The following is a 24019-nucleotide window of genomic DNA, read 5'->3' on the forward strand; positions in this document are numbered from 1 at the left end:
GTTTAAACTTATGTTTATTCCGTAGCCATGTATTTAAGCTAAATATATTTTGTTTATAGGTGCCAGATGCCTCGATGTAAATTAACCTTTTTTGCGCTTGTTTTGCCCGTTGTATTTTCATTTTCTGCCTTAGCTAATACCGCCAATAATTCGCCACAGCGTGACTTAACCGGGTTTGAAAATGCAGATGAAAGTCAGCCGTTATGGGAGTTTGGTGTGGGTGGCGCTAGTTTTAACACGACTAATTACCCTGCATCGAGTGAACGTAATGCTGTTACCTTAGCGGCGCCCTACGTTGTTTATCGAGGTGATATATTTCGAGTCGGCGGTGGTAATGGTGTGCGAGCCGTCGTCGTTGAAAAAAGTGATTTTGAATTAGATTTATCTGTTGGCGGTGCGTTCTCTGCTAAGAGTGAAGATGATTCGGTTAGAGCCGGCATGCCTGAGCTTGACTACTTATTTGAAATTGGGCCGCAGTTACTCTATCGGATAAAAGATTACGAGTTTGAGCATGGGGGAGATGCAAGGTTAAATGCGCGTTTGCAAGCCCGAGCTGCTTTTTCAAGCGATTTTAATCAAATTGATCAACGAGGGTTTGTTATTCAACCCACCTTAACTTATCAGCAGCGCGGTGTCTTTTTTAAAGAGACGAGTTTAAATACCGCTTTAAGTTTAACCTATGCCTCTGAAAAATTTCAGGCATACTATTATCAAGTCGACCCTGAGTTTGCAACATCGACACGTTCAGCCTATAACGCTAAAGGTGGATATTTAGGCTCTGAATTATCGATGAGTATATCTTTTCCGATCGCCGATAAAGTGCGCGGGTTCGTAGGCGGCTCGGCTAAGTTTTTTCAAGGTGCAGCTAATCAAGATAGCCCTTTGTATGAAAAAGAGGTGACTTACAGTTTAGGTATTGGGTTTGTTTGGCGCCTTTACGAAAGCGAAACTAAAGCAAGTTGGTAACAATATTTTGTTTTGATGAATATCTCGCAGGTCTTTGTGGCTAATCATATAGGGCTTACCGATTTACATCCTACTCGATTCGTTTCTTAAATTTAAATCCCTCATTTATAAAAAATAAATGAGGGATTATCTTACTGGTTAAGATTACCGCTGTACATCTTAATTTCTAGAAGGGAAGGTTCCTTCTAAAGCAATGATATAATTCATTCCTAAAACAGGCTGCATAATACTAAATGCAGCGTCATTGCCCGTGGGGTTAACAGTCACTGTGCCTCCCGTTATACCGTTGCCTCCTTGAACGTCAACCGATATATCTAAACTCCCCTCAGCTAAAGCGACTAACTTAGTCTCATCTACCCCGCTAGATGCAGCACGGTAGATATTCTCATCTTTATCAGGGCCTGAACCACCAGTAACAACTTTTGCCAAATAATCACCTGCTGAAGGTACTGGTGAATTCGCATTTTCCGTCGATACTTTTAATTTAGCGTCAACAACAGCAGAAGTGCCACTGCTACCACCGCCAGTGCCTGTAAAAGTGGCTGAATGGGTGTGTGCAGGCATTTGACTCAGATGAAGCGTATTGATTTCAGAACCTTTTTGCCGTCCAGCATTGATGTCGGTCAACCCAATTCCGTTTCCTGCTCCGATAGGCGCTCGCCCTCGTAAATCTGGCAGAGCAAAATTAGTTCGACCGTCTCCACCCCACGTTGTTCCTAATATTGCGTACAGTGCTTGATTTTGACTAATAGCAATTAGTTGGCCATCACAAAAAGCCCAATCTTTTGGAGCAAAGGTACCGCCAAAAAGAATTGTTCCGCCCATCATAAATTCCATATTACCCTCTCTTTTATTTTAAAGTGATACGGTTTGCAATTGGCAACCCGCATCTATCTGAAACAGCTCAGCAAATGCTAAGCCGCTGTACACACCACCTGCAACGCTAACAACATCTAAGCGCAGCGCACCACGATAAACACTAACAATAACGCCTTCATATTCATCAATCATGAGTATGGTGCCTGGCTCGGTTCCAAAATTTGATTGCTTTATTTCTGTCGCTTGCATTAAGTTGCACACGACTTGCCTAAAAGAAAACAACGCAGACTGTGCTTGTCCATTACCCGCTAAACATTGGGCGACTATTTGTGCCGGCGATTGTTGATTAAAATCGAGAGTTAAATCTGATGTCAATAAACGTCTTGCATAATTTATAGTTTGCGGCAGGGAAGGATCTAAGCTTTGTTGAGTTTCACCTTGCTGATATTGTTTATTTGGTGGCCAATTTTCTAAAAGGCTAGCAATTAAATCCACACTTGTATGAGCGACACGTTGCAATAAGTTAGGTAAAGTTTCCCGCTCACCGATAGAAAAAGGGGTCTGTACGATAATGTTGCCAGTATCTGGCTCTTTTTCTACTTTGTGTAAAACAATAGCTGATTTGCGTTCTTGATTACGTATTTGCCAGTAAAGTGGTTGAGGGCCTCGATATTTTGGTAATGTTGACGCGTGAAGATTATAACAACCAAATTCAACACTATTTGATAAATACTCCACCAGCACACTGGGTAAAATATGCGGGTATCCCACTATAAGGCCCATGTGACCATGCCATTGGTCAAATTGCTGATGAATAATCGTTAAGTTATCTTTGCTGCAGGCCTGTACGGGGATATTTGCATCTAATAACATGCGTAATAGTTGTTGAACTTCGGCTGCTTGGCTACTCATTTCCCGAGGGTCGGGAACTATTACCCCTGCAAGCACTTCTTTTTGCGCTAAATACCAAATAACAGGTTGCGCATAAGTACTAGCTGCAAATACAACAATATTCGTATTTTGGTTAGACGTTGAGGTATTGGTACTTTTATATGCGCTCATTTTCAACGCCCAATTTAGAGTTTTTAGCTGATGGAGAGGCCGCTAATGTAGTCATAAAACCGGGTAAGCCATTTAATCGATAATAAAACTTAAGCCTGTCACCACTATTAACTAGCAAATCACCGGGTTTGGCATCTTTAGGTTTAAAATTTATACAGACTTGCATATCGGGTAATGGATGCGTAATTCCTGAATCGTATTCATTTAAAGTGTCCTCTCCGTAAACGTTAATCGTTGTGCACAATAACAACAGAGGCTTATCTTGTTCATCAATCAATGTAGGAATGCATAGTTCAGCACAAGGCAACAAACGGGTGTGCTCATCAAGTATTAGATCTTGGTTTAGTTGTAAAAATTGAGGCGTAATCGCTAACACTTCACCCATTTCAATACGATGAATATTAGGGGGCGTTAACATGTTGCCTCCTTCAACAGGGCGTTGATTTTGCCATTGCTCAACGAATTCACGTTGCCCAACACCAATAACGGCCCGAACAGATACTTTCTCAGGTAAGAAGAATGCGTCTGGCTTCATTACGTTGGCAAAGTGACGAGCAATGGGAATAAAGGCTTCTCGGCTAACACCATGCTGCATTGCTTCTAGTACTATAATATCAATAGGGATATCTGGCTGATAATCACAGGCATCGATGCAAACTATTTTATGAATAAATGACTGCAAATGAGTCGCTCGAATAACGGCTTGTAAACTCGCCACGGCGGCTGGTTGAATATCAATTAATGTAACATTGAGTTGTTCAGGGCTCACTTCGCCATTATGTTGATAATGGGCTAATAAGGGGAGTAACAGTGGTGCAAATGGGCCACAGGCTGGATAGACAAGATGGATCTTGTTGTCCGTTTGCGATAATTTTTTCTTAATAGCATGATGCACGCCTCTTATAAACGATCGGACACGAAATAAATCTCGCTGCGTAGTGACGCAGTGATTAGTTGACATGATTAAACCGTGCTTTGAAATAAATTGACGAGTACGCAAAGACGACGGAATATCAGCCTGTTCATAAACAGAGTTCAAGCCTTCGTACATGGTATCCAATTTCGATTGCAACAACGGTTTATCAATATTTGAATGACTCAATATTATGTCCACACCCGACTGCAAAATATGGCTTAACGTTTGAGTTTTCAACGATTTTGTCACCGTCGTTGATTCCGTCTTTGTTGGTAACGTATTATCTGTTTTTGCTTTGCTCTGCCCAGCAATACGCTCTAACTGCTGCCGCAGTGTGTCATTCATTGCGTCTGGAGCAATCAAGGGTTCGGCTGAATCTTGCTGGTAATCGGGAAAGTTTTGTGAAAAATTTTGATTGCTCATCTGACGGTTTCTCTATCAACAACACTTATATTTAATATTGATATTGAGTATAGGCGAAAGAAAAAGCTAAAACCCCTTATTTATTAAGATAAGGTTATAACTAATGAAACTATCAATGAAATTGAGTGTAAAATTTCGAAAAGGGTTTACAAATATAAATCGTATTTCATGATCATTGCACAAGCGGCTAACTTGATGGTTTCCATCAATCATGTTGTAACATTAAAAAAGAGATCAGTTTGCAGGTATGCCCTCGTTCAGTAACTAGCGTAAACATTATGGCTAAAAGCGGCCTTAATTTCTACATGCTATTGGGCTATTGATTTTATGTTTGCTTTTCATTAATTGGCCAATTAACCAATCATTTGTTAAGCAATCAATAACCAAGTTAATACGACTCGTTTTTCCATGGTTAATGACTTCATGTATTTGATCTGCGTTTATATACCAAAGTTCACCTGTCTTCATTGGAATAACGTGGTTGTTAACAACAAAACTAAGCCTGTCATTTGATTCTATGGGTATATGTAAACGAGCTTTGCCATTATTAACCGATAAGCCTTGGTCTTGGTGCGGTTTGATGTGAGCACGAGGAAACAAGCGCATTAAACGCACTGATTCTAATGGACAGTGCAGCGTCGCTAAAACCTGTAACAGGGTATTCGTATTTGATAATGGTTTGGTATTACACCATTCAGTATTATTTTCAATATTAAAACATTGTTGAATAGGGTGCTGATTAATAGTATGACTTGGAACTCTTAAAGGAAAAATATCCCAGCCACCTGAGTTGACTCGTCGATTAACATGTTTAGTCCAATTTAGAGTTCGAATAAGACTAATACTCTGCCGCAATGCTTCTGTATCAAACTCATTAATTTTGCAGGCTGTTAAATCACTAAGAGAATTCGCTATCACTTTAATTTCCTCAATATTAACTATTTACACATACCGCTAATTTTAGATAGGCAGCCGAAATGACCGCTCCACAATGGGCATCATAATAGCGCCTTTACGAAAGCGAAACTAAAGCAAGTTGGTAACCATATTTTTTTTTGATGAATATCTCGCAGGTCTTTATGGCTAATTGCCATAAGTAAAACGATTCGCAACAGCCGCATGGCGTTTTTAAATACCCAAACATAAAAAGTTAAACAAATTTGCAATATATGACTTAAATACACCGAGTTACCTCATCATCAAGGGCGTGGTTTGCCCGCTCACAACACCCAAAAATAATAACAGAACAGCCATGAAATTTAATTTAAAAACAATAATCTCGACGTTTTAAAGATGCCTATTCTTCTCGGCTCTGGTCGTACTATACCCTTTAGTTGTGAATATTTAATATCAAAATTCGAAGGGAACCGTTAATACCTCACAGGCACTTACCGAGTATTCACCAAGCGTTCACCAAGCATAGGTCATGCTGATCCCATACGTACTCGGGGGCGCATAAAAAGCGGTAGAACCCAGCATGCCAAGGTCTAAATTGTATTGTTTGTAAACCTCATTAGTTAAGTTTTTACCCCATAACATAATCGTCATCCGCTCGTTAAATCCGGTATAACTGATGTTGGCATTTAATAAGCTATACGCTTTTTGATATGCGCCCCCGCCATTGGTCACTTCTAAATATTGTTCATCGTAATGCACACCATCGAGCTGTATTGATAGGGTTGCTTGCTCAATTTGCCACGCATAATTTAAAGCATAATTAAATGAGTATTTAGGCGCATTAGGTAACTCTGTATTGGTGAGCTGTTTTACAGGAAATACAATTTCGGTACCGCCACCCACGGGTGATTGCCAAGTACCGATCACATCGACATGTTCAACCTTTGATGTCATGTAAGAAGCCCCAAATTGTAAATTTAAGGCAGGGTAAGGCGACCACGCAAATTCAATTTCAGTCCCTGATGCGGTGGCATCGGAGTTGTTTATATTGGGGGCTAAGCCTACCATCGAAAACGCTTGATAATCTTTATAATCGTAATAAAAACTGGTGGCGTTTAATTTTATTTTTTCGGCTAAAAATATAGATTTAAAGCCGAACTCATAGGCATGCAGGGTTTCAGGTTTATGTTGTATTTTATCTGGCGTTACACTGGCTGAAAATGCCCAATTACCGACTTTTATGCCACGGTTATAAGACAAAAAGTAAAGTAAATCTGTTGTCGCTTGATAGTTTAATTGTAACCTGGCAGCGTGATCGGTGTAGTTAATACTGGCGATGTCTTCGTTGTGAGGCGTGATTGCTAACTGTGTAATTAACGGGATATTAGCCTTTTCATCTATAAACCCTCGGGTGTAATTAAGCTCTTTAGAATCTTGTGACCAACGTAGAGCCGAAATCAAGATTAAGTCATCCTCTATTTCAAGTTCGTACTGCCCAAATAGCGAGCGGTTATCTGCTTCAGTTTCATAATCTTGTATGGCTTTTGGGCTGTTTTCGTTGGGTTGATAATTTTGCGGTAATTGATTGTCTGTTTTTAAACTATTAGCCAGTCGTATAACGGGGTTGCCCACCGTAGAAATAAGTCCATCGTGATGCATATTTAAATAATAAGCGCCAAGTTGCCAGCGGTTATTATTATGCTTGCCTGAAAGTTGTAATTCTTGTGACCATTGGTCGTATTCCAGTTCAGTTGTGAACTCGATGATAGGCGCTGCAATACCATCGCCATCTTCTAAGTATTGCTTACTTAATGATTGGATGTTGGTGATGGAATTGAATTGTAAAAGGTTATCTCCGCTAAAGGTGACTTTGGCTGTGCTGCTGCGCATTATTCTGTTTAGGTAACCATCGGTATTAGAAAAGTGTTTATAAGGTTGTGAATGGTCGCCTTGATATAATGTTAAACCGGACGCATCAACGGGGGTAAAGCCGTCTTTGGTATTAAAAAATACTTGCTTGGTAAAATCGAGTACCGATAAGTCATTAGGTGGATCTCCGCCATCTAAGATCACATTTTTAGTGAAATTGATTAATTCAGGTGGAATATAACCGGAATCAATTTCAGATTGAGTCCAAGGTAAAAATGCATAACCACCGGTTGGCACATCTTTGTCTTGGCTAAAATGATGACTAAAATCAACTAATATATTGTCGGATAAATCTAACTGTAAATTGAATTTTATCGCTTGCGCATTGACTCCGCCGATAGGGCGTATATTCGGACTGTTGGCGTTGATATATCCATCGGCTTGTTCTTTTCTTAAGGCGACCCGTGCACGTAATGAGTCGGTTATGCTGCCCCCTAGCGCGGTTTCCAAACGTTGAGTGTTGTAACTCGCGAAACCCGCTTTGACATAGCCATTAAAATAATCTTTTGATGCATCTTCCGATATATAATGAATCACCCCACCGATGGCATTGCGACCAAACAGTGTACTTTGTGGCCCTCGCAATACTTCGACTCGCTGCATATCAAATAACATGTTTGCGACACTGTTCATGCTACCCACGTATGTGTTGTCAGCATATACCGCAATGGGGGATTCTAAATTGTCTGTAAAATTGTTTTGAGATATGCCGCGTAAATTAAAAAAAGTTAAGTTGGGTGACCACGCATTTACTTGTAAATTAGGCACTTGTTGTGTAATCGATACGGTATTCTCTAACGCTAACTCGGCTAAGTTATCGGTTGATAAGGCGGTTAAGGCAATCCCTACTTTTTGATTATCTTGCTTGCGTTTTTGAGCGGTAACTTCGATTATTTCTAACGCAGAGTGGCTGGCTGTATTTGCACTTGTCTCTTGTGCGCGGGTTGCAAAAGGGATGCTACTAATTAAAACGCCAGAACATAAATATAATAGTGTGCACTTATTTGTTATTTTCACGTTAACCTCTGTCTGCATAATATGGCGTTGTTTTGTAATAGAGCTCATCTCTGATTTTCTTTAATGCTCACGATTTTTCATACACCAGCGATAAAATAATTTGTTTCAATGCTTCAATTTCAATCGGCTTGGCCGCATGGGCATTCATGCCGATTTCAATGTAATGTTTGATGTCGGCTTCTAATACGTTAGCGGTTAACGCCACAATAGGGATATTGGCTTTAGTTGACGTTGGCAGCGCTCTAATTTTTTTAGTGGCTGCGATGCCATCCATAACGGGCATATGAATATCCATTAAAATGAGCTGAAAATCTTGATTCATCAGTGCGTTAACGCACTCTTCACCGTTGTTAACTAAGGTGAGGGTAGCTCCTTTTTTTGTTAGTAATTCAGAGATCACAATTTGGTTAATTTCGTTGTCTTCTGCGATCAGTATACGAACATCAGATAAATCTAGCTTTTGATGAGTGTTATCTATTTTTTTATCTGTCGAAATAGCACGGTGCAAAGTCTGAAAAAGCAGATCACTTAATACGGGCTTTTGCAGGATGGCTGCAACATTTAAATCAATGCTGTGTCTTTTAACAATATCGAGGTTATAGGCGGTTAAAACAATTATTTCAGGGGCGTCATCGGGCTTTAATTCTCTTAATTTTAGAATGAAGTCGGCACCGTCCATTACTGGCATCGTCCAATCTAAAATGATCGCGCTAAAGGTTTGATGCTGTTTAATTAAATTAAGGGCAGTATGAGCAGAATCGGCACAGACAACATTTAAATTAAATTGCTGTAATTGCTCATCAAGTGCTTGGGTCGCAAATGGATTATCGTCAATCACGAGTACATCAAAGCTTTTATCAAATGCTAATGTTTTAATCCCATGAGTGATAACTTGATTATTTAATTCTAGTTGCAAGGTGGCGGTAAATGTAGTGCCCACACCTATTTCGCTTTGCACTTCAATGTCGCCCTGCATTAATTTACATAAGCGTTTACTGATCGTTAAACCTAACCCCGTACCGCCAAACTTACGCGTAGTTGATGTGTCAGCTTGAGTAAATTCATCAAACAAACGGTTGATGTTTTGCGTTGCAATACCAATGCCTGTATCACTTACCGTAAACTTTAGACCATAAGAAAAATCATTATTTGAGCGTGTTTTATTTTCTGTGGCCGAAATATTAACGGTTACTTCACCTTCTTGTGTAAATTTAAGCGCGTTGGAGCATAAGTTGATAAGTATTTGATTAATGCGCACGATGTCGCCAATCAAATCTGCATGCACGCTATTATCCATTATGATCTTAAATTTAATCCCTTTTTGTTCTGCTAATGTTTCAAAGGTGGCGTTAAGATAATCGACTACCGTATTTAATGAAAAAGGGTGATTTTCAAGTTCAATATTGCCTGATTCTATTTTTGAAAAATCAAGAATATCGTTTATGACCACTAATAGCTGTTGAGCTGAATAATTGATTTTATCTACATATTGGCTTTGTTTATGGCTTAATGTGGTTTGCTTTAATAAGTTTGTTATGCCTACAACGCCATTCATCGGTGTTCTGATTTCGTGGCTCATATTAGCTAAAAAGTCAGCTTTAGCCTTAGCCGATGATTCAGCTTGCTCTTTAGCCATATTTAAATCTAAGGTGCGTTTTTGTACTTTATCTTCAAGCGAATTTCGCTCTATGGCGAGTTGATTAAGTAAATGTAAGCGTTTGTTATTGAGCTGAGTAACAAACGCTAAAAATAAACTTAGGGTTATAATAATGCCTAATGAGCTTAAGATAACGAGTTTGTTTTGCTCATAATAACTCGGTTGGTAATAAGCAATTATTGCATCGGCCGGTAAATCACGATTAGGGATGTTAAACCGGGTTAATTGACGCCAGTCATAGTAAAAATGACTGAGTTTATTTTGATCTAATTTTTTGTAATGTTTGTGATTGATGTAATCAATTACGGCTTCGGCTGTTTGTTGACCTATTTGCGTCCCAGATAATAAATACCCGCCCACAACGCCAGACCCAAATAAAGAATGCCAAAATGTAAAGAGCGGTGGGCTCTGTTTGCTCGTTAATATTTCTACCACTTGGTATGGGCTGAGCGCATCTCCATTCTGTTGTCTAAATATAGGGGTATATAAAACAAGCGAGGTTAAGGGTTCTGCTTTTAGTTTCTCGTGCAGCTCAGATAGTGGTAGATCAACCCATTGCTCTAGTTGAATGTGTTGACTATGTTGTTGTAAGGCCGTGATAAGTGGTTTAAAACTGTCTAATGATATGGTGTGATCTGTATCGGCGATGGTGATCACTTTTTTCGGTTTGAGTAATTCAATAGCGCTGTTGACCGCTTTAGCGTAATTAACTTGGCTATTGATAATGTGATTATTTTGCTGATTTTTTAGTAAGAAGTCAGGGCCGGGTTCAACAAATATTCTAGGCGTTGCCTTAAAAAAGTCAGGCATGGTTTGCAATAAGTGTGCGGCGCTTGAATCTTGCGTGATAATAATATCGATCTGATTTTGCGCATATTTTTCTTTTAAAAAATGCTTAAATAACGCGGTTTGATGTGTTTCGTCAAAGCGTCCTACATCTAAATATTCTCGATATAAATGGTATGTTTGTGCCTGTTTATCGAGCTCGTTACGCAAACCTAGCTCAACACTTTTAAGCCAAGGCATATCCTGGTTTAAAGAGCTGATTAACAATATTTTTTTCGGTTGTTTTAAAGCTTCTGCATTGACCGCTGAAACGCAGCTAACGCAGAATATTAATAATAACCATAGCCGTTTATACATAGGCTCAAATATAAGTTTAAGATTATATAAACGTAGCTGTAGAACGCTTAAAAATCTAGGTAAAGCGTAACGATACCCAAGTCTGACGAATCCTCATGCTTTTTAATGTAAAGACCTTAATGCACAAACGGTTCATCAAACTTTTTAGATGGGCTTGAGTTTGTCATACTAACGTTTTATTGATGCTTGTTCTTCTCGGCTATTCATTCAATTCAAAACACGCTAATCGTTGATTAACTTATACCGTCACGGCATCTAATGCTTGGCTGACATCCGCAATAATATCGTCAATATGTTCAATGCCGACTGAAATTCTAACGAGTTCTTGGCTAACGCCTGCACTTTTTAACTGTGCTGGCGTTAACTGGCGGTGCGTTGTAGAGGCCGGATGACAAGCTAACGACTTAGCATCGCCAATATTCACTAACCTTAATATCATTTGCAGTGCATCAATAAATTGCGCGCCGGCTTCTGCGCCTCCCTCAATACCAAAACTTAAAATACCGGAGGCTTTTCCGCCCGTTATTTTCTGGCAAATAGGGTAATAAGGACTATCAGGCAAGGCAGCGTAATTAACCCAGTTTACTTTGTTATGTTGTAATAAAAACGCGGCCAGCTTTTGTGCATTGTAACAATGACGTTCAATTCTAAGCCCGAGCGTTTCTAACCCTTGTAATATTTGAAACGCATTCATTGGGGTAATAGCCGCGCCGGTAATTCGAAGCGAAACCACCCGACAACGCGTAATATAAGCCAGTTCGCCTAAGGCTTCTGCAAAGTTTAAGTTATGATATGCGGGCTCTTGATCGTTTAATACTCTGAACCGTTTTTTGTCAGCGGCCCAATCAAATCGACCTGAATCAACAATCATACCGCCGACAGATGTGCCGTGGCCGCCAATATATTTTGTTAAAGAATGCACCACAATATCAGCGCCTAACTCAATTGGTTTGCATAAATAAGGCGTCGCGACCGTGTTATCGACAATAAGGGGGATGCCATGTTGGTGCGCAATCTCTGCTAACTTAGCAATATCGACAACATTACCCGCAGGGTTACCGATAGATTCACAAAAAATAGCTTTCGTTTTAGCGTTAATTGCCGCTTCAAATCCTGCATAATCGTCAGCGCTCACCATTTTTACATCAACGCCCATACGGGGTAAAACCTGCGTAAATAACGTGTAGCTACCGCCATATAATTGGCTGGTGCTGACAATATTATCGCCTGATTCAGTTAACGATTGAATAGAGTAGGTGATGGCGGCCATGCCAGACGCTAAGGCTAGCCCTGCGACTCCGCCTTCCATTTCGGCCACTCGTTTTTCCAACACTTCTGCTGTTGGGTTCATAATGCGGGTATAAATATTACCCTTTACTTTCATGTTATTTAAATCGGCACCATGCTGTGTATTATCAAACGTATAAGATGTGGTTTGATAAATAGGCACCGCAGCGGCCTTTGTGCTTTCTTCGGCTTCGTATCCGTGATGCAACGCGATCGATTCTAAATCCATACTTTTTTACTCTTATTCACTTAAGGTCACGGCAGCTAAAGCTTGGCTTACATCGGCAATAATATCATCAATGCTTTCAATCCCAACTGAGATACGCACTAAATCGGTACTGACTCCAGCGCTTTTTAATTCATCTTTATCAAGTTGTCTATGGGTTGTTGAGGCCGGATGACAAGCTAATGATTTAGCATCGCCAATATTCACTAACCTTAAAATCATTTGCAGCGCATCAATAAATTGCGATCCTGCCTCTGCGCCGCCTTTAATGCCAAAACTTAAAATACCAGACGCTTTACCGCCCGATATTTTTTGACATGTCGCATTGAAAGGGCTGTCGGCAAGCGCCGCATAATTAACCCAATTCACTTTATCGTGGTTAGCTAAATAGTGTGCTAGTTTTTCAGCGTTTTCGCAGTGACGTTCCATGCGTAAGCCAAGTGTTTCTAAGCCTTGTAAAATTTGAAATGAATTGGTTGGTGAAATGGCCGCGCCGGTGTTTCTAAGCGGAACCACTCGACAACGACCAATATAAGCCGCCGCCCCTAATGCCTCGGTATAAACCACCCCGTGATACGAAGGATCAGGTTCGTTTAGCATTTTAAATCTTTCTTTATTAGCAACCCAATCAAATTTGCCCGAATCAATGATAATACCGCCAACAGCCGTGCCGTGGCCGCCAATATATTTAGTTAAAGAATGCACCACAATATCGGCACCCAATTCAATGGGGCGGCATAAAAATGGCGTGGCAACGGTGTTATCAACAATCAGCGGAACGCCATGTTTGTGTGCTATTGCAGCCAGTTTTTCAATATCAACGACATTACCGGCTGGGTTACCGATAGATTCACAAAATACCGCTCGGGTGTTTTCATCTATAGCCGCATCAAAAGCGTCCATATCATCAGCCGACACCATACGCACATCAACACCTTGGCGGGGTAACGTGTGCGCAAATAAATTATATGTACCGCCATACAATTGAGCGCTGCTAACAATATTGGTTCCGACTTCGGTAATGCATTGAATAGCATAAGTAATAGCAGCCATACCCGACGCCAAGGCTAAACCGGCTATGCCCCCTTCCATTGCGGCCACTCTTTGCTCAAGCACGTCGGTTGTTGGATTCATAATGCGAGTATAAATATTGCCTGGCACTTTTAAATCAAACAAATCAGCGCCATGCTGGGTATTATCAAACGTGTACGATGTGGTTAAATAAATCGGAACGGCGGCGGCTTTAGTTGTCGGTTCAGATTCATAACCATGATGTAGCGCTAGAGATTCTAATTTCATAATATTCCTTTGTGCTGCTTTATATTAGTTCGTTGTTATACCCAAGTTACTGCAAAATGCGCGTTCAAACAATTTGTAAATTCAAAAGTAGGGGCGTGATTTGATCGTTAGACATTTAGCGCGCTAAAAAACATAACAACAGCGTAATCAGCTCAACCGTTAACATTGCAGCTATATCGTGATATGTTTTGCTTAACTTCGAGCTTTTTATAATATGGAACCTTAACAAATGAAAAATATTTTATTTTCAGTTTTATTAACCCTTTCGTTTTTACCTTCGGCATTTGCTGTTCACCCTGATTGCGGTAAAACAGAATTAACTGATGTGATGAAAGAGATGAAAGATGCGCTAAAAGGCTATAAAAAGGCATTAAAGCAAAATGACGAATCAGCCATGAAAACGCATTCTCAGTCGTTGTATGATTTATCATTAAAGTCTAAAGATTATATTCCCCTTCGCATTACTGACAAAAAAGCATTAAGCGCAGAAGAAAAAACTAAATATGCTCATTATCAAAAGGGCATGGAAAAAATGGCTGAATCCGTTAAAGCATTAATAAATGCAACCGACAATGACGCTCGTAAAAAAGCGTTAGCGGTGATCGGTAAAGGTAATAAAAAAGGTCACAAAGCGTTTAAAATGAAATGTAAAAAATAAGTATTAATTGGATAACGATTGATGTCTCAATTGAAAACAAAAGTGTGGGATAGCTACACGCGAATTTATCATTTAAGCCAGCTAGTTTTGCTGGCTTTACTTTGGTATAGCGCTGAAGAAGGTGATTTTGAAAACCACTTTTTATACGGTTTTATCCTGCTGGGTTTAGTGTTTAGTCGCATCGTTTGGGGGGTTATTGGCAGTCAGAACTCTCGCTTTGTTGAGTTTATTAAAATGCCATGGCAGTTGCCGTCACTTTACCGAAAAAAGCAACTTTTTGTTAAAGAAAGCGGTCATGCGCCAATGGCTGGCTATATGGTACTTGCACTCTTACTCTCGTTAATTGTGCAATTAACCAGTGGTCTTTTTACCACAGATGATGTCTTGGCCGAAGGGCCTTTAATGTACTCGGTGAGTGAAGAGTTAGCCTATTGGTTTGATGAGATACATTCCCTCAACTTCGATATTTTATTAATCCTGATTGGCTTGCACATATTCGCTGCTGTTGTGCATCTAGCGCTCAAGCATAAAGTTATTTTTTCGATATTTACGGGCACAAGTGTGGTCTCTAGTGATGTTAAGCGTTATTGGCGCGCATCCTATATCGGCATTTTGATTTGGTTGATTTCGTCGGGATTAGCTTATTATTTTCTGTTTGATCAAGCGAGCTTCTAAGTTAACTCGCTTAGGCATACATAGGCAAGTTGGTTGGGCTGAATAATGAAGCCCAACATTCTCTACGGTAAGCCGCCATTATGAACGCTAATACAAGATAAGGCCTTGCTCTGTGCACCATTCTCGTAATGCTTCTTCATTGCGCATGGTTTCAAATTTAAACCATTCTTCTAGTTTATTTTTGCTCTCTAATAAAGATTTAAACCTTGTATAAGCCCCTTTACTCTTAAAGATTGAACGCACTTTTTCATATTCTGTTGGTAGGTGCTCTAGAGTAAAATCGAAGACGAGATTATTGCCTAGGTCCAATTCATTTTTATAAGGAATAGCCAAATACTTGTCATCATTAATATCGTCTGGTAGTTCCTCTTCATTGTCACCAAACTCCGAATAAAAGTATGTTTTGCCTGACTCTTTACAAATATACCCTTCTTGTTCAAACGGAGAACCAAAATTAACTAGCTCAAATAAATCTAAAATATCGTTAAATTTAATTTTCATGCGAATCTCTGATTAAGTTCATCAAGCGACAAAAACTAACATGCGATGCATGTTGATTCTTGCTTAGTATTTGTTGTTTAGTATTTATTGCTTAGTATTAGTCGCTTGGTATTTTTAAATGACGACTAAACCCTCGTTCTAAAATAAAAAATCGAATCTGAACACATTTTAATTACCCAACAACTTATATAGATTTTTACGTAGGTCGGTGTGTGGCAGTCGTTATTGACACTGACAACTAAAGATTTAAAAGCAAATTAAATCATAAGCTTATTGATGCCTGTCCTTTTCGGTTTTATACTTTATGCGATCACACACAACGTGGCTCATGAAGGCTAAACGTTATGTTTTTATCGACTAGTGATGCGCATCACGCTATACTTATGTCATGATTAAATCTTTTAAACATAAAGGCCTTAAAAAATATTTCCAAACAGGAAGTGTTGCTGGAATTCAGGCCAAGCATGAACGCAAACTGCGTATGCAACTTACGGCAATAGATACCGCACAAGAAATTGAAGATATCAATTTACCCGGTTTTAAATTGCACCCTCTTAAAGGGGATCGTGACGGGATTTGGTCTATTACGGTAAATGGTAACTGGCGCATTACTTTTGAGTTTATCGATGGTAATGCATATATTCTCAATTATGAGGACTATCACTAATGACTATGCATAACCCTCCGCATCCAGGCGAGTTCATCTACGACGTATATCTAGAACCAGCAGGTTTTAGCTGTCGTTATTTAGCTAAACAATTAGATGTTGCATCATCTACTTTAAACAGAGTTCTTAAAGGGCAAAGTGCTATCTCACCAGAAATGGCTCTTCGCTTGTCAAAAACAATAGGTAGAACTCCCGAAAGTTGGTTAGCGATGCAAAATAACTATGATCTGTGGCACGCTAAACAACAAATTAATCTTTCAAATGTGCATTCTGTAAATTTTGCAGTAGCATAAGAAAAATCGTGTGGGGCAGTCGTCATTGACACTGTTTCTATCTTTGATAAATTTTTTATCTGCAAATAAACAATATAAATAGCAATGCGTTAGCTTATTGGTTAAAAATACGGAAGGTATGAAAATACGCACGGGTTTGGTAGAAAAACACGCAAGTAGCACACTATTTAAGCGTTTATATATTACAGAGGATTCAGTGGCCATATCGCAGTTAAAAGCAATGCGCAGATTTAGGAAAGGTATGAGATTTATCGGTGGATGCTTCATTGTTCTCGGTGGATTTATGCTTTACCAATTTGTTGGTATTTTGCTAGATCCAGAAGCAACTATTACGTATAACGGTGTACCAACGAACGATTATGCAATCAAACTTAACGCGTCAATATTTGTTGGTTCTTTTGTCTTAATTGGACTTATTACAGCCTTTGCACCTACAAAGCTATTAAATAAATTATTCGTTTTAAAAATGTCACTTAAATCTAGCTTTGGGTATAAAAAGTGATATACAACACGCTAATAAACAAGGACAAAAAACAGTTTGCTATTTTCGCTCAATATCGTCCTAAATTTCACGTAGAAGTACAATTTAGGGCTTAATTCTAATGATTTTTATGAGCTGTTTTTTCTAAAAGAGAAATTCTACAAGCTCGTTATCTATACCAATATGAAGCCTTTATTTAGATTCTTAATTTTGTTGGAAGTTGTTTTATGTTTTGGGCCCGCAACAATCATGCTAGCCTTTAGCTTTATATTTGTGCCTGCCATTTTTTTCAGTCGTAGTCCATTCGAGCTTAAAGCTTTGCTTTATTTATTACCAACTATAGGTGGGTGCTTAGGGCTTACAGCTCTCATATGTTTAGTATTGCATTTGTTTAACCCTACGCAAGGCTACATTACACCTGCAAAAATGCGACTGTTTATCCTGACTGGTATTACGGCAATAATTGTAACGTGTATTTTATTAGGTACTAACGAATACGGATTAGTTTTTTATTTATTGCCTGTTGTAGCGACTATTCACTTAGTTTACTTGGGGCGGGCATATGTGTTCAGGTATAGCTAAAAAGCCATAAAATCGTGTGGAACAGTCGTCATTGACACTGACAACTAAAGATTTAAAAGCAAATGAAATCATAAGCTTATATATGCCTGTCCTACACGATCCCTTTGGATATTGAGAATAGCCAAGCTAAAAGTGTATCGTTGGGGTTAAATTATTATCTTGATAAAAACCTCAAACTCATGGCTATTTATATTAAAGGCGAATACGTTGACGAAGGGGTTAATTTAGGCTCAGGCAACGCATTTTCATTGCGCGTACAATATCGTTTTTAGTTTGTTTTCATCGTGTTTACGCGCACGATTTACATTTTCGTCTCAATAGGTTGCCATGAGTGAAGTGATAACACCGCCTTAAGTTAAAGCTTAAAATCAACCGATTAAAAAATAGCGAAGTAAAGACTGACCCTGCAATTCGACCTTGTCGTTCTGTCCGTTTTAAACCAAACACGCATTTGCAGCGCTGTGTTTATGTACAACTCCCGTTCTTTGCTCCCTGATTAAAGAAAATGCGCAAGATGCGCATTTTTATCTTTGATCAATTTTTTATCTGCAAATAAACAATATAAATAGCAATGTGTTAGCGTATTTGTTAAAAATACAGAAAGTATAAAAGTGCGCGCGGATTTAGTAGAAAAAATGCGAAAATCGAGCACGATTAAGCGTTAGTTTCTTATAGAGAATGGTGCATATATTGAAGGTAGTCGAAGACTCAATTACAACGTCAATCGGAACAGTATCCTTTACAGTTAAAGCTGTTGAGGGGGACCTTTCTGATGCGAGAATTATCTTGATAGAAATACCGCCATTACTTCCTGAAGGCATGGAATTGGAAAGTAGTATTGCAGCACTGTTAAAGGTTAAGTCTTCGGTTGCAATCAAGGAATTAGAATTCACGTGTGCTTGGAATCAATTTGAAGGCAAAGGTGATGGTTGTTCGGGTGAAAGGTTGGATGCTTGGGAATGGGAAAAGGACAATAAGTTAGTGGTCATCGGAACTGAAGATGGAGATTGGTTAGCATTAAGGCTTAATCTTGGCGCTATTTCGCGAGAGAACTATCCGGTATCAATGGATAAAAATCGAATCAATATAGAAATCGCCGAATATCCATCGAACAAAGAGCTTACGCTTCATTTCGTTGTAGCTCAGAATACTTTACCTGAAAAAGAGGATTGCTCTTGTTGGTATGCGGTTGATGTCGCACATAACAGAATCACCGAGGCATGCAAGTGAAAGCTAACCAGCCCTTCAAGGACAGTCATCGATGTGTAGTCGATTCGCTTATGTAATATCGAATTAAATCAGAGGTTTACATGTGCCTGTCCTGCATGGTCTTATTATGAGTGAAGTGATAACACCGCCTTAAGTTAAAGCTTAAAATCAACCGATTAAAAAATAGCGAAGTAAAGACTGACCCTGCAATTCGACCTTGTCGTTCTGTCCGTTTTAAACCAAACACGCATTTGCAGCGCTGTGTTTATGTACAACTCCCGTTCTTTGCTCCCTGATTAAAGAAAATGCGCAAGATGCGCATTTTTATCTTTGATAAATTTTTATCTGCAAATAAACAATATAAATAGCAATGTGTTAGCGTATTTGTTAAAAATACAGAAAGTATAAAAGTGCGCGCAGATTTAGTAGAAAAATACGTAAATTGCGCACGAATAAGCGTTATATCACCTCTTTAATAAGGAAGTATCTTGAAACTTAAGTTGGATATCAAATCAAACGCGCTAGATAGCTTCAATGAGGCATTATCAAAGTTTGAAAGTGGTGAACAAGGCGATATTAAATCTTTTAAGTTCTCTATTCTTCATCTCTCACACTGTATCGAGCTTGTACTCAAAATGTACATTCAAACTTTGGATGAAGACCTTATTTATCTAAAGTGCTATAAAAAACTGATCCAAAAAGCTAAAGAAGCTAATGTTGATTTATTGGTTGCATATAAGTTACTTGAAGAAAGTGAATTTGATTTTTCTACTTTAATAAATGGGCATACCAACCCTTATACAATTACTGTTGACCACGTAATTTCAATCGCTAAAAACGAAATATGTAGTATTACAGGAAATAAATTTGTAGACCAAGATTTTATAGATGACATCAATTGGATGAAAGGGTTGAGAAATTCAATTGAACACTATGAATTTGAGTTTACTGTCAAAGAAGTTAGGCTATGTATTGGCAGGCTAGTTCGCGGTCTAGATGAGTTCACGGATGTGTTTTCTTTATTCAACCTTGAGAGCGAAGTTGGTAAAGAAAAATTTCATGTTTTCTCTGTTCTGGCTGACGAATATGAGCAAACTCTTTCTGAAGCTCACCATGAAGTTAAAGAAACTGAGGATGCGTTATACAGAGGAACGCGGCCTAAAGAGCAAATGTTTATTGAATGGAATGTTTACACCTGCGAAAGCTGTGGTAACGACACCATGATACCTAATTCTAATTCATCAACTGGATATAAGTGTACTTATTGTGAAAATGAGGAATCCGAAGAAATAGAAGTTGATTGCGATGCTTGTTATTTGCCTTGGGCAAATGGTGAAATGACTTATTGGGATGAGAACTTAGCTAATGTTTGTCCTGGATGCGTGAATCCCGAGGCATGGTGATATAACATCAATTAAAAGGACTAAAAACAGCGGGCTATCTCGCTTAGCTCGTATTTTAGCCCACAATTTTTAGCCTCTTATTGAGGCGTTGAGGCTGTAGAATTACTCACTTTTTGATTTATTTATGCTGCAAAACGCAGATATTCTTGCCTGATTTTTTCATTTTCAACGCATTCATTTTTCGCGCGTATTTTGGATGGTTTAGCCGTTAGGTATGAAGAGATGATCCATTATTGGTGTTATTTTGCTTTAAAGGCGCATTTTTGGCCTCATTGCAGGCTATTTCTGAGTTTTTCGATGTTGTGAACTAAACAATACATTTGCCATTGGGCATTCACTTTGGTTTTTCCACGTAAAGTGAAGTAATCCATCCCTTTATTTTGGGTGATATTGGCAAATACAGGTTCAATACAACCTAACCGTTTACTATATTCACGCCGACCTTGTGGGCTATCTATTTTAGCTTTCATTGTATCGCTGAGTATTTGTGCTGCTGAGCGCAGTTTGTCTATTGGTATTGAAACTTGTCGGCCGTGTTTCTTCGGCTCTTTTTGCATACATTGTTCGCGCATCGGGCAAACTCGACAATCTTTTAGGTAAGCTTGAAAGCGAGTGTGCGTTGCATTTTCTTTGGGCTTGGCCGTTAACCACATCGCGTTACCCGCAGGGCAGGTGCACGTTAAGTTTGTTTTGTTGAATGTGAAATCTTGGTGGGTAAACAATTTGTGGCTTTTATCAGTACGGGCTTTGCGTTTTTTAGCCTGATTTTTTTGGTAAGTTTTACTATTTTGAAAGAGTGGATTACGACTTCTAAAGCCCGTATCAGCTATGTAAGCGTCTATGTTTTCATTGGCTAAAAATTGAATGTTGTCATGGCTGTTAAATCCGCTGTCAGCACTGAATTTAGCGGTTTTTAAGCTGTCTGCTTGTTGTATTTTAGTGAGCGTGTTTTGCAGTTGTTTGATGGCAGGTTGTAAGGTTTGTTGCTCACCAACCGACCTCCAAGCTTGCGCTTGTAAGATGATTTGATGTTTGTTATCGCTAATGGCAATACCGTTGTAGCCTTGAATGGTCCCTTTGCTGGTTGTCATTTTTGCGCTGTCATTGTCGGTGATGTTGCTTTTAACGGGAGTGTTGTGATTGCCCATTCGTTCGGGCTTTTCGGCTAAAAATCGAGCTATCTTTTGGGCTGCTTTGTCTAGTTTTTCTTTTTACTTTAAGTCTTGTGCTATTTCAGTTTTTGGACATTCATCTTGTGCTTTGTGCACAGCAATAATGCGTTTACTGGCTTGCTGAAGTCGCTTTGCGTAATAACATGATGCCGATCGCTTAATAACATCGATGGCGATCACAATTTCTCACGATTGTAGACCTGATAAAAATCTAACTGACGTGATCGGCTTCCGTCAATTTATTTCTTCTTTTTCTCATTGATTCTCCTTTTAATTCGATCTTGATCGCACTGTGAACAAGTCTATCTAAGATCGCATCAGCGTGTGTCGATTCTCCAATCATTTCATACCAACTGGTGACGGGAAGCTGACTGGTGATCATGGTCGATTTGAAGTCATATCTTGCATCGATAATCTCAAGTAAATCGCTACGTTGTTGGGCATTGAGTGGCTCAAGTCCCCAATCATCTAAGATCAGCAAGTCGCAGCTTTTGAGTTTGTTGATTAACTTTCGATAGCTACCATCTGCTTGCGCCATAAACAGCTTTTCCAGTAGTTCTTTTAAGCGGAAGTAGTAAACGCTATGTTCTTGCTGGCAATAATGATGACCCAGCGCGCAACTAAGGTATGTTTTGCCACAACCCGTTGCCCCCGTGATCAATAAGTTATGCTGTTGAGTTAACCATTCACCTTGTGCAAGGCTACGGATCTTATCTTGGCTTAACCCTCGCTCTGCTTGGTATTCTAGTTCTTGTAAGTTAGCTTTAATTCTAAATTTGGCTTGCCTGGTGAGGCGTTCAATACGCCGCTGCTCCCGTCCCGTAATTTCATAGTCCAGTAGCAAGCTTAATCGCTCTTCGAAGCTTTGTTCCATATAGAGATTAGACTGCTCTTTTTGTTGTAATAAGGCGGCTTTAACACCGCTAAGTTTTAATGTCGTTAACTGGTTTGATAATGTATTCATGTGAATATTCCTTAATGATAGTAGTCTTGACCGCGGATGTTTTGATGCTCAATGTCATTAAGCAAGTCTCTTTGTTCATTCGGTAGTGGCTGTTGTTCTAACCCTTTACTGAGCATATTGCTGATGGCCTTAAGGTGCGTCACTTTTGTCTGCAATGCTCTGGCACAAGCTGCATTCAGTCGTTCTGGTGAATATTGTTTGGCTAGGTTTAATAAGCCAAGGCAGCGACGGTAACTTTGCTCAGGGTGTTTACGCGATTGTAGGTAGAGTCTAACCAAGGACTCGGTATGTTTGCCGATTTGCGCCGCCCACCGTTCAAGTCGTTGTGGCGACCATTGTTGATGCTGACGATGCGCTTCGGGCATATGTTGTTCATTGGTGCTATGCCGGCCTACACCATAAGCTCTTGGGTGAATAGCCACCAGCTTATCTTGGTGGTAAATCTTCACTTGTTGGTCACCTATATGTGCTTCAAGCTTTTGTTTGACCAAGGAATACGGCACTGAGTAATAATGCTGTTCAACTTCTACATGGTAATCGATATGAACGCGTACCTTTTTAACGAAGGTATATTGATATGTGCTCTGTGGTAGCGGTTTTAAGGCGGGTTTATCAATGGCGGCAAACTGACTGGTTCGACTGCCAGGGTGCTTTTTCATTTTCCTGTTATTCATATCGTCAAGCAATTCTGCGATACGCTGGTTAAGTTGTTTCAAGCTGAAGAAGGTTTCATGGCGAAGGCGAGCCATGATCCAACGTTCAACAATTTGCACGCCTACTTCCGCTTTCGCTTTATCTTTGGGTTTATAAGGCCGAGCAGGAATAACCGTCGTATCATAATGCTCTGCTAATTGTTGATAAGTGGGGTTTAAATCTGGCTCATAGCGACAAGCTTTCGTTACGCCGCTTTTAAGGTTGTCCGGTATCACCAGTTCCGGCACGCCGCCGAGAAACTCGAAGCAGCGAACATGGCTCATTATCCAATCTTCTAACCCTTGTGATAGCGTGGCTTCAGCGTAGGTGTAATTCGACGCCCCCATGACCGCTACAAAGACTTGAGCCGTACGGTATTCACCTGTTTTGGGATTAACAATCGGTAGGGTTGGCCCGCAATAATCAACAAACAATTTTTCACCCGCTTTGTGGTGTTGGCGCATAGAAAGCCTTTGCGTTTTAAGCCAAGCTTTATATTGCCTGCAATAGTGATTGTAACTGTAATGCCCCTCTGGGTGTTGCTCTGCGTACTCTTGCCACAGCAGCAAAAGGGTCATGGTTTTACAGCTTAACGCTTGTTTGACCGTAGACCATTCGGGTAGCGAAAATTGTTTAGGTTTTGCCTTGGTATTGAAAAAGGCGTGCTTTAACGAGACATCATCCCATTTATCTTCTAAAGGCCATTGACTCAACCCTAGCTGAGCAGCTCGGTTCGCATAAGTCGAAACAGAAGATGGAGATATGGACAAGCTTTTGGCTATTTGACGATGCGTTAAGTTTGAACCGTATTTTAGTCGAAGTATTTCTTTAAGTTTTCTCATAGATATAGGTGCCGTTGGCATAGTTATCCCCATCGCAATTAAAACGATAAGAATAACGATTAAACACACCTACAATGCGTGAGAAATTTGATTAGGTAGCAAATAACATCAAGTCGATCACTCAATAACATTTTTGTTAAAAGTGATCGGCATCGATGTTATTGCATGATCGCGATGGATGTTATTAGCTGATCGGCATCAATGTTATTAGGTGATCGCGATGCATGAAAATATGCAC

20 protein-coding genes and 1 pseudogene are annotated in these 24019 nt (G+C 39.6%); 9 read left to right on the plus strand and 12 right to left on the minus strand.

Translation table 11 applies throughout. The features are described 5' to 3' along the window. Window positions 1-66 precede the first annotated feature (66 nt). Complete coding sequence (locus tag DPX34_RS19715; protein ID WP_111980147.1) at window positions 67-966, plus strand: MipA/OmpV family protein; 900 nt, start codon at window positions 67-69, stop codon at window positions 964-966. A 159-nt stretch (window positions 967-1125) separates the two neighbouring features. Here DPX34_RS19715 and DPX34_RS19720 read toward each other — a convergent pair whose 3' ends face one another. The 8 genes from DPX34_RS19720 to DPX34_RS19755 all read right to left on the minus strand — a co-directional run bounded on the left by DPX34_RS19720 (window position 1126) and on the right by DPX34_RS19755 (window position 13641). Next, window positions 1126-1803, minus strand: coding sequence for a phage tail protein (locus DPX34_RS19720; protein ID WP_111980148.1), 678 nt, complete (start codon window positions 1801-1803; stop codon window positions 1126-1128). A gap of 18 nt (window positions 1804-1821) precedes the next feature. Beyond that, window positions 1822-2847 carry a methionyl-tRNA formyltransferase gene (locus DPX34_RS19725; RefSeq protein WP_111980149.1) on the minus strand — a complete coding sequence of 342 codons (1026 nt, stop codon included), beginning with the start codon at window positions 2845-2847 and terminating at the stop codon, window positions 1822-1824. Continuing rightward, window positions 2834-4186 carry an SAM-dependent methyltransferase gene (locus tag DPX34_RS19730; RefSeq protein WP_111980150.1) on the minus strand — a complete coding sequence of 451 codons (1353 nt, stop codon included), beginning with the start codon at window positions 4184-4186 and terminating at the stop codon, window positions 2834-2836. The genes DPX34_RS19725 and DPX34_RS19730 overlap by 14 nt, the downstream gene beginning before the upstream one ends. Before the next feature lie 294 nt (window positions 4187-4480). Beyond that, window positions 4481-5104 carry an aspartyl/asparaginyl beta-hydroxylase domain-containing protein gene (locus DPX34_RS19735; protein ID WP_198673765.1) on the minus strand — a complete coding sequence of 208 codons (624 nt, stop codon included), beginning with the start codon at window positions 5102-5104 and terminating at the stop codon, window positions 4481-4483. A 492-nt stretch (window positions 5105-5596) separates the two neighbouring features. Then, complete coding sequence (locus tag DPX34_RS19740) at window positions 5597-8029, minus strand: TonB-dependent receptor (protein ID WP_198673766.1); 2433 nt, start codon at window positions 8027-8029, stop codon at window positions 5597-5599. Between the two features lie 67 nt (window positions 8030-8096). Continuing rightward, window positions 8097-10712: a response regulator gene (locus tag DPX34_RS19745; RefSeq protein WP_198673767.1), complete on the minus strand. Its 2616-nt coding sequence runs from the start codon at window positions 10710-10712 to the stop codon at window positions 8097-8099. A 355-nt stretch (window positions 10713-11067) separates the two neighbouring features. After that, window positions 11068-12345 (minus strand): O-acetylhomoserine aminocarboxypropyltransferase/cysteine synthase family protein, encoded by a 1278-nt coding sequence (locus tag DPX34_RS19750; RefSeq protein ID WP_111980152.1) that lies wholly within the window; start codon window positions 12343-12345, stop codon window positions 11068-11070. Window positions 12346-12357: 12 nt separating this feature from the next. Further along, window positions 12358-13641: an O-acetylhomoserine aminocarboxypropyltransferase/cysteine synthase family protein gene (locus DPX34_RS19755; RefSeq protein WP_111980153.1), complete on the minus strand. Its 1284-nt coding sequence runs from the start codon at window positions 13639-13641 to the stop codon at window positions 12358-12360. 229 nt (window positions 13642-13870) lie between these two features. Between DPX34_RS19755 and DPX34_RS19760 the strand changes: the two genes are divergently transcribed. Together DPX34_RS19760 and DPX34_RS19765 are read left to right on the plus strand one after the other, a co-directional pair. Continuing rightward, window positions 13871-14299 (plus strand): cytochrome b562, encoded by a 429-nt coding sequence (locus DPX34_RS19760; protein WP_111980154.1) that lies wholly within the window; start codon window positions 13871-13873, stop codon window positions 14297-14299. 21 nt (window positions 14300-14320) lie between these two features. After that, window positions 14321-14974 carry a cytochrome b/b6 domain-containing protein gene (locus tag DPX34_RS19765; protein ID WP_111980155.1) on the plus strand — a complete coding sequence of 218 codons (654 nt, stop codon included), beginning with the start codon at window positions 14321-14323 and terminating at the stop codon, window positions 14972-14974. A gap of 87 nt (window positions 14975-15061) precedes the next feature. On the opposite strand, the gene DPX34_RS19770 is transcribed toward DPX34_RS19765, so the two are convergent. Beyond that, entirely contained in the window at window positions 15062-15475 is a 414-nt protein-coding gene (locus DPX34_RS19770) for a UPF0158 family protein (protein WP_111980156.1), read from the minus strand. 388 nt (window positions 15476-15863) lie between these two features. Between DPX34_RS19770 and DPX34_RS19775 the strand changes: the two genes are divergently transcribed. The 6 genes from DPX34_RS19775 to DPX34_RS19805 all read left to right on the plus strand — a co-directional run bounded on the left by DPX34_RS19775 (window position 15864) and on the right by DPX34_RS19805 (window position 20110). Beyond that, window positions 15864-16142 (plus strand): type II toxin-antitoxin system RelE/ParE family toxin, encoded by a 279-nt coding sequence (locus DPX34_RS19775; protein WP_111980157.1) that lies wholly within the window; start codon window positions 15864-15866, stop codon window positions 16140-16142. Next, window positions 16142-16435, plus strand: coding sequence for a HigA family addiction module antitoxin (locus DPX34_RS19780; RefSeq protein ID WP_111980158.1), 294 nt, complete (start codon window positions 16142-16144; stop codon window positions 16433-16435). Before DPX34_RS19775 ends, DPX34_RS19780 begins: the two co-directional genes overlap by 1 nt. Before the next feature lie 118 nt (window positions 16436-16553). After that, a complete protein-coding gene (locus DPX34_RS19785; RefSeq protein WP_111980159.1) occupies window positions 16554-16937 on the plus strand; it encodes a hypothetical protein in 384 nt (127 codons plus the stop codon). A gap of 665 nt (window positions 16938-17602) precedes the next feature. Then, window positions 17603-17770, plus strand: a complete 168-nt coding sequence (locus DPX34_RS19795; RefSeq protein ID WP_157964801.1) for a porin — start codon at window positions 17603-17605, stop codon at window positions 17768-17770. 418 nt (window positions 17771-18188) lie between these two features. Beyond that, complete coding sequence (locus DPX34_RS19800) at window positions 18189-18728, plus strand: hypothetical protein (protein ID WP_111980162.1); 540 nt, start codon at window positions 18189-18191, stop codon at window positions 18726-18728. Window positions 18729-19195: 467 nt separating this feature from the next. Beyond that, complete coding sequence (locus DPX34_RS19805) at window positions 19196-20110, plus strand: hypothetical protein (RefSeq protein WP_111980163.1); 915 nt, start codon at window positions 19196-19198, stop codon at window positions 20108-20110. A gap of 269 nt (window positions 20111-20379) precedes the next feature. Here the strand turns inward: DPX34_RS19805 and DPX34_RS19810 are convergent. The 3 genes and pseudogenes from DPX34_RS19810 to istA all read right to left on the minus strand — a co-directional run. Next, window positions 20380-21411, minus strand: a pseudogene (locus tag DPX34_RS19810) (transposase); the annotation flags it as partial. A gap of 82 nt (window positions 21412-21493) precedes the next feature. Then, on the minus strand, window positions 21494-22246 hold the full coding sequence (gene istB, locus DPX34_RS19815; RefSeq protein ID WP_111979296.1) for an IS21-like element helper ATPase IstB: 753 nt from the start codon (window positions 22244-22246) through the stop codon (window positions 21494-21496). Window positions 22247-22257: 11 nt separating this feature from the next. Continuing rightward, on the minus strand, window positions 22258-23802 hold the full coding sequence (gene istA / locus DPX34_RS19820; RefSeq protein WP_111979360.1) for an IS21 family transposase: 1545 nt from the start codon (window positions 23800-23802) through the stop codon (window positions 22258-22260). Between the last annotated feature and the right edge of the window lie 217 nt (window positions 23803-24019).

Origin of the sequence: Algibacillus agarilyticus, from assembly GCF_003286125.1 — a bacterium.
GTDB classification, from domain to species: domain Bacteria; phylum Pseudomonadota; class Gammaproteobacteria; order Enterobacterales; family Alteromonadaceae; genus Algibacillus; species Algibacillus agarilyticus.